The sequence below is a fragment of the Streptomyces sp. SS8 genome (assembly GCF_054072955.1).
Genome location: NZ_JBSVCZ010000024.1, coordinates 58498 through 70978, shown reverse-complemented (window position 1 = coordinate 70978; position 12481 = coordinate 58498). Strand labels below are relative to the sequence as shown.

Sequence of the window (12481 nt, the reverse complement as noted above, 5' to 3'; positions counted from 1 at the left end):
GCAGCTCTCAGCCGCGGCGGGACGAATCGGCCCGGCCGCGCTCGTAACGGCGGACGCGGCGGTAACCGGTGAGGTGGCCGGCCTCGTCGAGGGTCACCTCGTACGAGGCCATCAGGCTCATCGTGTCCGGAACCCGCTCGAGTTCCATGACCTCCACCTCCAGGGCCCAGCCGTCCCCGGTCCGTTCGAACCGGGAGACGCTCTCGGCGTGCAGGCCGGTGAGGTCGGTGAACTCCGACCGGGCCGTGCGCATCGCCTCGCCGAGCGGTATGGGGCGGCCTTCGTCCTCCGCCGTCCGCTTGCTGTCGTCGCTTGTCTTCTTCTCTGTCATGGGGCTCCTCTCAACCCCGGATACCGCGAGAGGGTTTCCGTAAACATGCCTGTTTTCCGGGGGAATTGAGGGTCTTTTCGAATTCCCCTTCCGGCGTTACACGCGGTGGGCCGCAGGATTCACCCGGAAAACCCCTCGCAAGGCGTCCGGAGAGCGGGACGGGCGGAATTGGGAGCGGTGTGCGCGGGCCATGCGGACGGCGCGGCCGGACGGTGCCCGCATCACGGGGAGTTGTGACACAGCTGTGACGCCGCCATGATCCGGCCGGAACTTCCGGCCGTACCGCCGACACCGTACGGTGCTGTCATGGCACCGGCACCCGTGAACCCGCAGACACCGGACGACGACCCCGAGACCTACGTCGGACTCGACGTGGCCACCGCCGAACGGCGGGCCCGCGAACGCGGCTGGACCACCGTGCGGTCCCTTCCGCCGGACGCGGTCATCACCATGGAGTACCTGTCGGGACGGCTGAACTTCACGGTGGAGGACGGCGCGGTGGTCCGCTGCTGGAAGGGCTGACACATGCGGTGGCCCCGTCCCCCTCGGCCGAGGGGGACGGGGCCACCGCATGTGCCGGGCTCCGCGGGGAGGGAAGAGGGTGCGTACCGTCCCGGGGAGCCGGACCGGCGCTACGGCGCCGTCACTTGCGCGGTCCCATCGGCGCGGTCCGCGACACCGTGCGCTCGCCGTACGGCCGGCGGCTGCCGGCGGGAGTGACGGGGGAGCGCTCCGGGCGGGCCGCGTGCTGCCGCGCGTGGGCGGGGTGGTGGGTGCGCGGATCCCCGGCCCGGGGCGGCAGGTCGGCGGGCGGTTCGGCGGACAGCGCCGCTTCGCACAGCGCCGCGTCCGACAGGACCGGTTCGGACAGGAGCGGTGCCGACAGGGCCGGTTCGGGCCCGGAGGCCGGATACGCCCCGCCCGCGCCGGGCCGGGCGGGGACTGCCGGGCCGCGGGTCCCGGCGGGGCGCAGCCGCGCCGACAGGGGCGCGACACTCTCCTGGAAGCGGTACCAGTGGCCCAGCAGATACGCCTCCGCGCGGGCGATGAGGGGCTCGAACCAGGGCAGCGCCAGCAGGATGAGCAGCCCCGAGGCCCAGCCCAGGAGCACGTCGCTGACCCAGTGGGTGCCGATGTAGACGGTGGTGGTGCCGACGCCGAGGGCGAAGACCGCCGCTACGACCGACAGCCGGCGCCGGGCCCGCGGCGTGGTGGCCAGATAGGCCAGGATCCCCCAGGTGACCACCGCGTTCGCCGTGTGGCCGGAGGGGAATATGTCCCCCGTCAGGAACATCTCGTTGGCGCCTATGCGGTTCGCGTAGTGCGGACCCTCGCGCCCCATGCCGAGTTTCGCCGCCCCCACCGTCACGTTCAGCAACAGCAGGGAGGTGCCCAGGGCCAGCAGCGGGCGCAGCGTCCGCTGCCGCCAGGAGCGCCAGCCGAGCCAGGCGGCGACCAGCACCGCGGTGGGGCCGCGCTGGCCCAGGACCACGAAGTAGTCGAGGAAGGCGTGGAGTTCCGGCCACTGCTTGTACGGGCGGAAGAGCATGACCTGCCAGTCCAGCCGGACCAGCCGGGAGGTGGTCAGCACCGCCGCCACGATGGCCGCGTAGAGGCCCAGCGTGGTGAGGAAGAGCGCCCTGCGGGTGCCGCTCATCCCCGGTGGAGGGGTGAGCGGCCGCGCTGGCTCCTGTTCCAGGCGGGCGAAGATCCGGTCGGTACGCACTCCAATGAGATTACAGGCGGTGACCGGCGGTGCCGGACCGGCCACCTGCTTCGTAATGCCTATGTGATGTGCAACGGGCTTCCATCCGTACACGGAGAGGCTGTTTTCCCACGTCCGGGAGAAGTCGGCGGATTTTCCGACCGGCGCGCCCAGAGTTGTTATCGAAACTGCGCCGTGTGTTCTTTTTCCCCGAAGACGGGTACGGTCCACCGGCCGTTAACCGGCACGCCGTCGGACCGGGCCGGGGAGGGGCGGGTCAGGGCGGCCCGGAACCGTGCAGCCACACCGCTCCGTACACCGCGGCGCCGAACGCCGCCAGGGCCAGGACCGCCGCCGAGGCGGCCGTACGCCACCGTGCCAGGGCGACCGCGACGGGCAGTAACAGCGGGAAGGCCGGCAGCAGCAGCCGCGGCTTGGAGCCGAAGTAGCCCTTGGCGCACAGTGCGAGCAGCACGACGGTCCCCGCGTACGCCAGCAGCGGCAGCGGCTGCCCCTGCCGCACGCACAGCACGTACAGCCACACCACCAGGGCCACTCCGGCGAGCAGCCCCACGCCCCCGATCACCGATCCGGTGAGGTGTTCCCCGATGAACGCGGCGAAGGCCAGCCCGCCGTCGAAGCCGTTGCCCCACTGCCCCTGCACGTCGAGGTAGCCGACCGGACTGCCGGTCCGCAGCCCCACCCAGCCCACGTACACGGACCAGCCCAGCGGGGCGAGGAGCACCCCGGCCGCCATGCGCGGGTCCCACCGCCGCTCGCGGTGGAACCGCTCGGCGGCGGCCAGCCACACCGCCGCGACCACCGCGGCCCCCACCGGGCGGGTCAGCCCGGCGAAGGCCGCCAGCGTGCCCGCCCACACCCACCGGCCGGTCAGCACGGCGTACAGGGCCCAGGCGGCCAGGGCCGTGAACAGCGACTCGCTGTAGGCCATCGACTGCACGATCCCGACGGGCAGCGAGGCCCACAGCACGACCAGGGTGACGCCCGCCCGTCTGCCGTGGAGGCGGTCGCCGATCGCGAACAGCGCGGCGGCGGCGGACAGCGAGGAGACGGCGCTGACGGCCAGCCCGGCGTCGGGCGCGCTCAGCGCCGACAGGGCGGACAGAGCCCGCTCCAGGGCGGGCAGCAGCGGGAAGAAGGCGAGGTCGGGATGGGTGCCGCCGTCCGGCAGGCGGGCGGTGTAGCCGTAGCCGTCCTCGGCTATCCGGGCGTACCACAGGGAGTCCCAGCGCGCGGACAGCAGCGTGTGCGCGCTCCCGCCCTCGGCCGCCGCCCACCCGGCCAGCACCAGCAGGCCCAGCGCCCGCACCCCGGCGTAGGCCAGCAGTGCGGGCGCCGCGTACCGCAGGGCCCGGCCGGCGGTCCGCGCGGGCGGCGCCGGGGCCGGGCGGCCGGGGCAGCCCCCGGCGCCGCCCGCACGGCCGGGACCGGGTCGGCGGCCGATGACGGCCGAGGGCGGGCCGTGGGACGGGGTCTCGGCCCCCCGCGGCGGGAGAGAGGGGGGCAGCAGCTCGCTTGCGGGCATGAACGGGGAGGCTATAGGGCCGGGGCGGAGTGATGAGACGGGTTTCGGACCGGCGTCAACGTGAGGCGCGCCACGTGACCGTCCGGAGGACTCGCGTACGCTGACGCATTACTCGACCCTCCACACCGGGCCGGACGCTCCCCCGGCGTCCCGGCACTCCCCCCGGCGGCGGTGCGAGCGCTACAGGAGGTGCGTACATGTCCGGGACGACCACGGCCAAGGCCACCAGGGCGGCGGACGTCCCCCGGCAGAGACCGCGACGGACGGGAACGGCCGGCCCCGGCGGCGGTTCCGCCGCACCGGGCGGCGGCGCGAGCCGCTGGACCGTGCTGGTCGTGCTGTGCGCCAGCCTGCTCCTGGTGGCCGTCGACGCGACGGTGCTGCACGTGGCCGTCCCCGCGGTCTCCCAGGCGCTGCGGCCCGGCGCCATCGAGCTGCTGTGGATCGTCGACGCCTACCCGCTGGTCTGCGCCTCCCTGCTGATCCTCTTCGGCACCCTCGGCGACCGGGTCGGGCGGCGCAGGGTGCTGCTGTTCGGCTACGCCGTCTTCGGGGCGGCCTCGGCGCTGGCGGCGTACGCGCACACCCCCGAGGTGCTGATCGCGGCGCGCGCCCTGCTGGGGATCGGCGGTGCGATGATCATGCCCGCGACCCTGTCGATACTGCGCCAGGTCTTCCCCGACCGCCGCGAGCGGGCGCTGGCCATCGGCGTGTGGAGCGCGGTGGCCGCGGTCGGCGCCGCGGTGGGACCGCTGGTCGGCGGCCTTCTGCTGGAGCACTTCTGGTGGGGCTCGGTCTTCCTGGTCAACATCCCGCTGATGCTGCTGTGCATCCCGCTCGGACGCCGCCTGCTCCCGGAGTCCACCGGCGACCGCGACGGCCCCTGGGACGTGGTCGGCGCCCTGGTGGCCGCCGCCGGGCTGGGCGCGCTGATCCTGGGCGTGAAGCGGGCGGGCGGCGGCGAGGCGTTCCATCCGGGCACGCTGGTGGCGCTGGTGCTGGGCGCGGCCCTGCTCGCCCTCTTCGTACGCCGCCAGCTGCGCCGCCGTCACCCCCTGGTGGACTGCGCGACCCTGGCCCGGCCCGCCTTCGGCACGGCGGTGGCCTGCATCGTGCTGACGGTGCTGGCGCTGGTGGGCCTGGCGCTGATCGCGGCCCAGTACCTCCAGCTGGTCCTCGGGCTCACCCCCCTGCAGACCGGGCTGCGGCTGCTGCCGCTCAGTCTCGCCGCGATCGCCGCCGGGCTGGCCGGCTCCCGGATGCTGCGCAGGCTGGGGCCGCGCGTCATGGTGCTGGTCGGCTTCCTGCTCACCGCCGCCGCGGTGCTGGCGCTGACCGGCGTCGGCCTGCGGGACGAGCCCGCCCTGCTCGTCTGCGGCTTCGTCGTGCTGGGCTTCGGACTGGAGACGACGCTGTTCGGCGCGTACGAGTCGATGCTCAGCGAGGCACCGGCCCACCAGGCGGGCGGCGCCGCGGCGATCGGCGAGACCGCCTACCAGCTCGGCGCGGGGATGGGCATCGCGGTCCTGGGCACCGTCATGAACGCCGCCTACGCCCCCGGGGTGCGGGGTGCGGCCGATGTGCCGGAGGCGGCCGGGGAGGACGCCGCCCACTCGCTGGGCGCGGCGTACGAGGTCGCCGAACGGCTCGGCGGACCTGCCGGCGAGGCACTGCGCGAGGCGGCGCGGGAGTCGTTCGTCCACGGGCTGCACGTGGCGCTGCTGGTCAGCGCGGGCCTCCTGCTGCTCGGCGCGCTGGCCGCGCTGCGGCTGCCGCGCGCGATGGGCGCCCCGGGACAGGACGAGGACTCCGGCCGGAGGCCGCCGAGGGAGCCCGGCCGGGCGGACGGGAGCGGCGCCGCCCCCGCGCGGTCCTGTGCGTCCCCCGGCCCCGCCGAGCTGCCCGGGCAGCCTGGCGGCCCCCTCTTGTCCAGCGGGATTACCCGGCCGTAACGTCGGGCGCGACCCTCGAAGATCCCCAGCCGGAGGCCACCGTGTCCAGCTCCGCCCCGCCCCCCTTCGACCCCGCCGACCCCCTCGGCCTGGACGATCTGCTCGCCCCCGAGGAGAAGGCGGTCCGCGACACCGTCCGCTCCTGGGCCGCCGACCGGGTGATGCCGCACATCGCCCAGTGGTACGAGCGCGGCGAGCTGCCCGGCATCCGGGAGCTGGCCCGCGAACTCGGCTCGATCGGCGCCCTGGGCATGTCGCTTCAGGGCTACGGCTGCGCGGGCGCGTCCGCCGTCCAGTACGGGCTGGCCTGCCTGGAGCTGGAGGCCGCCGACTCCGGCATCCGCTCGCTGGTCTCGGTGCAGGGCTCGCTGGCGATGTACGCCATCCACCGCTACGGCTCCGAGGAGCAGAAGCAGCGGTGGCTGCCGCGCATGGCGTCCGGTGAGGCCATCGGCTGCTTCGGGCTCACCGAGCCCGACCACGGATCCGATCCGGCCGGGATGCGCACCCACGCCAAGCGGGACGGGGACGACTGGGTGCTCAGCGGCCGCAAGATGTGGATCACCAACGGCTCGGTGGCCTCGGTCGCCGTCGTGTGGGCCCGCACCGACGAGGGCGTGCGCGGCTTCGTCGTACCCACCGACACTCCCGGCTTCTCCGCGCCCGAGATCAGGCACAAGTGGTCCCTGCGCGCCTCGGTCACCAGCGAACTGGTCATGGACGGCGTACGGCTGCCCACCGATGCGGTGCTGCCGGAGGTCACCGGGCTGCGCGGCCCGCTGAGCTGCCTGAACCACGCCCGCTACGGCATCGTTTGGGGCGCTATGGGAGCGGCCCGCTCCAGCTTCGAGGCGGCCCTCGAGTACTCGCGCACCCGCGAGCAGTTCGGCCGGCCGATCGGCGGTTTCCAGCTCACCCAGGCCAAGCTCGCCGACATGGCGCTGGAACTGCACAAGGGCATCCTGCTCGCCCACCACCTGGGACGGCGGATGGACGCCGGCAGGCTCCGTCCCGAGCAGGTCAGCTTCGGCAAGCTCAACAACGTGCGCGAGGCGATCGAGATCTGCCGCACCTCCCGCACGATCCTGGGCGCCAACGGGATCTCCCTGGAGTACCCGGTGATGCGGCACGCCACGAACCTGGAGTCGGTGCTGACCTACGAGGGCACCGTGGAGATGCACCAGCTGGTGCTGGGCAAGGCGCTGACCGGCGTCGACGCGTTCCGGTGAACGCCTCGTCCGGCACCGGCGCCGGACGGGGCGCCGGTCAGCTCTGGTTGAAGAAGCCGTCGGGGCTGCGGCGCTCCTGACCGCTGATCACCTGGTAGTCGGGAGGGGTCAGCAGGAAGACGCGCGTGGCCACGCGCTCGATCGAACCGCGCAGGCCGAAGGTCAGGCCGGCGGCGAAGTCGACGACCCGCTTGGCGTCGGCGGGCTCCATGGCCGTGAGGTTCACGATCACCGGGACGCCCTCCCGGAAGAGCTCGCCGATGCCCCGGGCGTCCCGGAAGCCGTCGGGGGTGACCGTCGCGATCCGGGTGCCCTGGTCCTGGGCGGTCTCGGCGGTCACGCGCACCCGAGGGTCGGTGACCCAGGCGTCGCGGGCGTCCTCGGGCTCGGAACCCCCGGCGTACTCGTCGTCGTAGTAACGCATCTCGCTGTCGTCGACGAGGCCCAGCCAGGCACTCGCCTTGCGCACCGATCCCATGGACGCCTCCTCTCACATGCACGGTCCACCGTGTCTGGCAGCGCCTCCGCCGCGGGGCCCGCACCCCTATCGTCGTCCATGATGCTGACAACGCGCCAAACAGTTACCCGTTCCGCACGGGATTCGTGACGGTTCTGGTGCACAGCACGCGTGTGGCGCGCCCCCGCGGCGAGGGCCGGGAGCCTGTAAGGGCGGTGACGTGGCGCCGAACCGGGCGGCCCCGCCGGACGAGTGGTCACCAAGGGCATACGGGTGAAGTGCCCGGTATCGTGACGCGCACTCATACATCAGGGGTAACGGGGGGAAACTTGTTCGGCATCATCAGGCCGTGCCGTCACCGGCTGGGCGAGCGGCTGCTGACCGCCTGGACCGCGCATCTGTGCGGGCTCTGCCTCGCGCTGCGCGGCGACCACGGCCAGTTCGCGCGCGTCGTCACCAACTACGACGGGATCGTCGTCTCCGCGCTGACCGAGGCGCAGACGCCGCGCCCGGCGGGCGGCCCGGGCGCCCTGCGGCGCACCGCCGGCCCGTGCCCGCTGCGCGGTATGCGCACCGCCTCCGTGGCCCGCGGCGAGGGCGCCCGGCTGGCCGCGGCGGTGTCCCTGGTGCTGGCCTCCGTCAAGGTGCGCGACCATGTCGCCGACGGGGACGGGGCGATGGCGCGCCGCCCGGTCGCCGCGGCGGCCCGCCGGATCGCGGCCGGCTGGGACCGGGCGGGTGCGCGTACCGGTGTCGAGCTGGGCTTCGACACCGCGGTGCTGACCGGGGCCGCCCTGCGGCAGCCGCTGGTGGAGGCCGCGGCGGGCCCGGGCAGTTCGCTGGTGGCGGTCACCGAGCCGACCGAGACCGCCACCGCCGCGGCCTTCGCCCACACCGCCCGGCTCGCCGGCCGGCCCGGCAACGCGGAGCCGCTGGCCGAGGCCGGTCGGCTCTTCGGACGGCTGGCGCATCTGCTGGACGCCGTCGAGGACCTGGCCGCCGACGAGGAGGCGGGCGCGTGGAACCCGGTCACCGTCACCGGCACCCCTCTGCCGGAGGTCCGCAGACTGTGCGACGACGCCGTGCACGGGATACGACTGGCCCTGCGGGACGTGGAGTTCGCGGACGAGGAGGGAGCCGAACTGGTGCGGGCGCTGCTGGGCCGCGAGGCGGGGCACGCGGTGGACCGGGCCTTCGCCGCGGCGCGCGTCCACCCGCCGCGGCCGGGGTATCCCGGACATCCCGGTCGTCCGGGGCGTCCCGGAGCACCGTTTCCCGGACCGTCGCGCCGCCGGGGCGCGGTGGCCGGCTGCATGGTGTGGACGGGCTTGTTCTGTACCGGGCAGATTTGCTGCCGCAAGGAGTACGAGGGCCCCTGGACGGGGCGCAGGCGCGAGGGGTTGTGCCGTTCCTGCGACTGCTCCGGTTGCGCGGACTGCTGTGAGTGCTGCGGCAACTGCTGCAGATGCTGCAACGGCTCGGGCGGGTCGGGGGGTTCCGGCGGGTCGGGTGGTGGAGGCGGAGACTGCGACTGCAACTGCGGTTGCGGGGGCTGTGACTGACGGCGGCTCATGTCCGTTATACGGGGTGAACGGTGCGCTGAGCGATGCAACTTGGCGCAACGGCACCCTTGCGCGCACGGATCGAACGTGTGAATACTCCCTCCCGGTGCTTGTCAGGGACGCGTCGGACAGCGGGTCCCCGGCGGCTCCGCGTGCCCGCGCCCCATCGCGGGTTCCCCCCATTTCCTTCACAGGAGGAACAGCCAGTGAAGACCGAGCGCACCTCCCCCCGCGGCGCTTCCGCCAGACGAGGCCGCATCCGCCTGATCGCCGCGGCCTCCGCCGTCGTCGCCGCCGCGGCCATGGCCCTGCCGACCTCGGCGAGCGCGGCCCCCACCCCCTCGCCCGCGGCCCAGGTCGCCATGGCGGACAAGGCGATGAAGACCGCGGACGTCGGCGGTACCGCCTGGTACACCGACAAGGCGACCAACACCCTGGTCGTCACGGTGGACAGCACCGTCAGCCAGGCCGAGATAGCCAAGATCAAGAGGACCGCCGGCGCGGGCGCGGACGCCATCCGCATCGAGCGCACCCCGGGCAAGTTCAACAAGCTGATCTCCGGCGGCGACGCCATCTACAGCGGCGGTGGGCGCTGCTCGCTGGGCTTCAACGTCCGCAGCAGCAGCGGGGTGGACTACTTCCTGACCGCCGGGCACTGCACCAACGGCACCTCCAGCTGGAGCAACGGCTCCTCCACCATCGGCTCGACGGCCGGCTCCAGCTTCCCGGTCAACGACTACGGCATCGTCCGCTACACCAGCTCGATCAGCCGCCCCGGCACGGTCGGCAACCAGGACATCGCCCGCGCCGCCAACCCGTCCGTGGGCCAGACCGTCTACCGCCGCGGCAGCACCACCGGCACCCACAGCGGCCGCGTCACCGGTCTGAACGCCACGGTCAACTACGGAGGCGGCGACGTCGTCTACGGCATGATCCAGACCAACGTCTGCGCCGAGCCCGGCGACAGCGGCGGCCCGCTGTACTACGGCACCACCGCCTTCGGTCTCACCTCCGGCGGCAGCGGCAACTGCCGCACCGGCGGCACGACCTTCTTCCAGCCGGTCGTGGAGGCGCTGAACGCGTACGGCGTGAGCGTCTACTGACGCCACCGCCTTCCGAGCCCCCGTCCGGCCGCGCCGGGCGGGGGCTCCGCCGTGTGCCCGCCGCGCCCGCCGCGCATGCCGTGCCCGCCGGACGAGGCGGGCGGGCCCGGCGTGCCGGACGGCGCCGGCGCGGGGATAATGACGGAGTCGGTCGTCACTCTCCGACTCCGTGTGCGCACTCTCGGTGTGTAATCCCGTCGGTGGAGGAAAGGATGACCGAGCCGGACATTCCTCCGGGGCCGCACCCCCACAGGCGGTCCCACCCCCCACGGGAGGCACTGTGCTGAAACACCGACGGACACTCACGCGGCGCGTCGCCATCGCGGGCGTGGGCGTGGCGGCGATGCTCTCCGCCCCCCTCGCCCCGGCGAGCGCGGACACCCCGGCCCCCGTCGCGCCCAGACCGCTCACCCCCACCGCCGCGGGCCAGCTGGCCTCCTCCCTCGCCGGCGACCTCAAGGACGACATGGCGGGCGCCTACTACGACGCCGAGGGGCGCAAGCTGGTGGTCAACGTCCTCAGCGGGGCGGGCGCCGAGAAGGTCCGGCAGGCAGGGGCCGAGCCCCGGGTCGTCGAGCACTCCCTCGCCCGGCTCGACACCGTGCAGAAGGACCTCACGGCCAAGAGCGTCCCCGGCACCGCGCGCGCCGTCGACCACCGCCTCAACAGGGTCGTCGTCACCGCAGACAGCACGGTCGGGGAGGAGGAGCTGGCCGACCTGGAGAAGCGGGTGGCGGCGCAGGGCGGCACGGCGGTCCTCAGGCGGGCCGAGGGGAGGTTCGCCCCCATGGCCCTGGGCGGCGACGCGATCTGGCGCGGAGACGGCGCGCGCTGCTCGCTCGGCTTCAACGTGGTCAGGAACGGCATGCCGTACTTCCTCACCGCGGGCCACTGCGCCCGGCTCTTCGACCGCTGGTCCGCCACCCGCTCCGGGCGGAGCATCGGGATCACGGTGGCGAGCGAGTTCCCCCGCGACGACCACGCCCTGGTGCGGTACACCACCCGTACGGACCATCAGAGCCGGGTGAACCTGTACAACGGGTCCAGCCAGGCCATCACCCGGGCCGCCGACCCCATCGTCGGCCAGCAGGTGCGGCGCAGCGGCAGCACCACGAAGGTCCACGACGGCCAGGTCACGGCGGTGAACGTCTCCGTGACCTATCCGCAGGGCAGGGTCGACGGGCTGATCCAGACCGACGTCTGCGCCGAGCCCGGCGACAGCGGCGGCCCGCTGTTCTCCGGCACCACCGGCCACGGCCTCACCTCCGGCGGGCGCGGGGACTGCTCGCGGGGAGGCGAGACCTTCTACCAGCCGCTGACCGAGGCGCTGCGCGACCACGGCGTCCGGATCGGCTGACGGTTCCCCGCACCCATGGTGACGGCCCGGCCCCCGCCTCCTTCAGGAGGCGGGGGCCGGGCCGTCACCGGGCGGTGGCTGTCGGCGGCACTAGCGGGACTCGGCCGCGACCAGCTCCGCGATCTGGACGGCGTTGAGCGCCGCGCCCTTGCGGAGGTTGTCGCCGCTGCAGAACAGGGCCAGGCCGTGCTCGGCGGTCTCGTCGGCGCGGATACGGCCCACGTAGGTCGGGTCCTGGCCGGCCGCCTGCTGCGGGGTGGGCACGTCGGAGAGGACCACGCCGGGGGCGCCCTCCAGCAGCTCCCGGGCGCGCTCGGGGCTGATCGGCCGCTCGAAGCGGGCGTTGATCTGGAGCGAGTGGCCGGTGAAGACCGGCACGCGCACACAGGTGCCCGAGACCCTCAGCTCCGGGATGCCCAGGATCTTGCGGCTCTCGTTGCGGAGCTTCTGCTCCTCGTCGGTCTCGCCCAGCCCGTCGTCCACGATGGAGCCCGCCATCGGCAGCACGTTGAAGGCGATGGGCCGCACGTACTTGTCGGGCTCGGGGAACTCGACCGCGGAGCCGTCGAAGGTCAGCCGGGTGGCGTCGCCCTCGACCGCCTTGCGGGTCTGCTCGTCCAGCTCGGCGACACCGGCCAGACCGCTGCCGGACACCGCCTGGTAGGTGGCCACGACCAGGGCGGTCAGCCCGGCCTCGGCGTGCAGCGGCCGCAGCACCGGCATGGCGGCCATGGTGGTGCAGTTGGGGTTGGCGATGATGCCCTTGGGGCGCTCGGCGGCGGCCTGCGGGTTCACCTCGGAGACCACCAGCGGCACCTCGGGGTCCAGACGCCAGGCGGAGGAGTTGTCGATGACCACGGGCCCGGCAGCGGCCACCTTCGGGGCCAGGGCCTTCGAGGTCGAGCCGCCCGCGGAGAACAGCACGACGTCCAGCCCCGTGTAGTCGGCCGTGGCGGCGTCCTCGACGGTGATCTCGCCGCCCTTCCAGGGCAGCGTCCGTCCGGCCGAGCGAGCCGAGGCGAACAGCCGCAGCCGCTCCACCGGGAGGTCGCGCTCGGCCAGGATCTCGCGCATCACTGCACCGACCTGGCCGGTGGCTCCGACGATGCCGATTCTCATGGGGCTCCTTCTGTCGTGCGTGTCCCGCTGCGTCAACCCTCTACCCTGCCCTGCCGGGCGGGAGGGTGCCAATTCCTGTGGTTCACCTCACGCTCGTGGCTGCGGGCGCACAAGGCGGTG

Annotated in this window: 11 protein-coding genes; 6 read left to right on the top strand and 5 right to left on the bottom strand. The window is 73.7% G+C overall.

The window, feature by feature from the left end:
- Positions 1-7: 7 nt before the first annotated feature.
- Complete coding sequence (locus ACW69E_RS21725) at positions 8-331, bottom strand: gas vesicle protein GvpO (RefSeq protein WP_237879246.1); 324 nt, start codon at positions 329-331, stop codon at positions 8-10.
- Positions 332-637: 306 nt separating this feature from the next.
- Here ACW69E_RS21725 and ACW69E_RS21720 point away from each other — a divergent pair, with 306 nt between their 5' ends.
- Complete coding sequence (locus ACW69E_RS21720) at positions 638-853, top strand: I78 family peptidase inhibitor (protein ID WP_457499946.1); 216 nt, start codon at positions 638-640, stop codon at positions 851-853.
- 121 nt (positions 854-974) lie between these two features.
- Here ACW69E_RS21720 and ACW69E_RS21715 read toward each other — a convergent pair whose 3' ends face one another.
- A complete protein-coding gene (locus ACW69E_RS21715) occupies positions 975-2057 on the bottom strand; it encodes a phosphatase PAP2 family protein (protein WP_457499945.1) in 1083 nt (360 codons plus the stop codon).
- Positions 2058-2313: 256 nt separating this feature from the next.
- Positions 2314-3582: a hypothetical protein gene (locus ACW69E_RS21710; protein ID WP_457499944.1), complete on the bottom strand. Its 1269-nt coding sequence runs from the start codon at positions 3580-3582 to the stop codon at positions 2314-2316.
- A gap of 197 nt (positions 3583-3779) precedes the next feature.
- Between ACW69E_RS21710 and ACW69E_RS21705 the strand changes: the two genes are divergently transcribed.
- Together ACW69E_RS21705 and ACW69E_RS21700 are read left to right on the top strand one after the other, a co-directional pair.
- A complete protein-coding gene (locus ACW69E_RS21705) occupies positions 3780-5534 on the top strand; it encodes an MFS transporter (RefSeq protein ID WP_457499943.1) in 1755 nt (584 codons plus the stop codon).
- Between the two features lie 41 nt (positions 5535-5575).
- Positions 5576-6763 (top strand): acyl-CoA dehydrogenase family protein, encoded by a 1188-nt coding sequence (locus tag ACW69E_RS21700; RefSeq protein ID WP_457499942.1) that lies wholly within the window; start codon positions 5576-5578, stop codon positions 6761-6763.
- Between the two features lie 37 nt (positions 6764-6800).
- On the opposite strand, the gene ACW69E_RS21695 is transcribed toward ACW69E_RS21700, so the two are convergent.
- Complete coding sequence (locus ACW69E_RS21695; RefSeq protein WP_457499941.1) at positions 6801-7241, bottom strand: cell division protein SepF; 441 nt, start codon at positions 7239-7241, stop codon at positions 6801-6803.
- A 308-nt stretch (positions 7242-7549) separates the two neighbouring features.
- Here ACW69E_RS21695 and ACW69E_RS21690 point away from each other — a divergent pair, with 308 nt between their 5' ends.
- The 3 genes from ACW69E_RS21690 (at position 7550) to ACW69E_RS21680 (ending at position 11242) form a co-directional block, all read left to right on the top strand.
- Positions 7550-8782 carry a DUF5685 family protein gene (locus ACW69E_RS21690; RefSeq protein ID WP_457499940.1) on the top strand — a complete coding sequence of 411 codons (1233 nt, stop codon included), beginning with the start codon at positions 7550-7552 and terminating at the stop codon, positions 8780-8782.
- 206 nt (positions 8783-8988) lie between these two features.
- The gene (locus tag ACW69E_RS21685; RefSeq protein ID WP_457499939.1) at positions 8989-9885 is read left to right on the top strand and encodes a S1 family peptidase; all 897 of its coding nucleotides are present in this window, start codon (positions 8989-8991) and stop codon (positions 9883-9885) included.
- A 283-nt stretch (positions 9886-10168) separates the two neighbouring features.
- Positions 10169-11242, top strand: coding sequence for a S1 family peptidase (locus tag ACW69E_RS21680; RefSeq protein WP_457499982.1), 1074 nt, complete (start codon positions 10169-10171; stop codon positions 11240-11242).
- A gap of 90 nt (positions 11243-11332) precedes the next feature.
- On the opposite strand, the gene ACW69E_RS21675 is transcribed toward ACW69E_RS21680, so the two are convergent.
- Positions 11333-12361, bottom strand: coding sequence for an aspartate-semialdehyde dehydrogenase (locus ACW69E_RS21675; RefSeq protein ID WP_457499938.1), 1029 nt, complete (start codon positions 12359-12361; stop codon positions 11333-11335).
- Positions 12362-12481 lie beyond the last annotated feature (120 nt).

Excerpts from the sequence above, each read along its gene's own strand:
- ACW69E_RS21725 (WP_237879246.1), bottom strand. The coding sequence starts at position 331 with ATGACAGAGAAGAAGACAAGCGACGACAGCAAGCGGACGGCGGAGGAC.
- ACW69E_RS21720 (WP_457499946.1), top strand. The coding sequence starts at position 638 with ATGGCACCGGCACCCGTGAACCCGCAGACACCGGACGACGACCCCGAG.
- ACW69E_RS21710 (WP_457499944.1), bottom strand. The coding sequence starts at position 3,582 with ATGCCCGCAAGCGAGCTGCTGCCCCCCTCTCTCCCGCCGCGGGGGGCC.
- ACW69E_RS21705 (WP_457499943.1), top strand. The coding sequence starts at position 3,780 with ATGTCCGGGACGACCACGGCCAAGGCCACCAGGGCGGCGGACGTCCCC.
- ACW69E_RS21695 (WP_457499941.1), bottom strand. The coding sequence starts at position 7,241 with ATGGGATCGGTGCGCAAGGCGAGTGCCTGGCTGGGCCTCGTCGACGAC.
- ACW69E_RS21675 (WP_457499938.1), bottom strand. The coding sequence starts at position 12,361 with ATGAGAATCGGCATCGTCGGAGCCACCGGCCAGGTCGGTGCAGTGATG.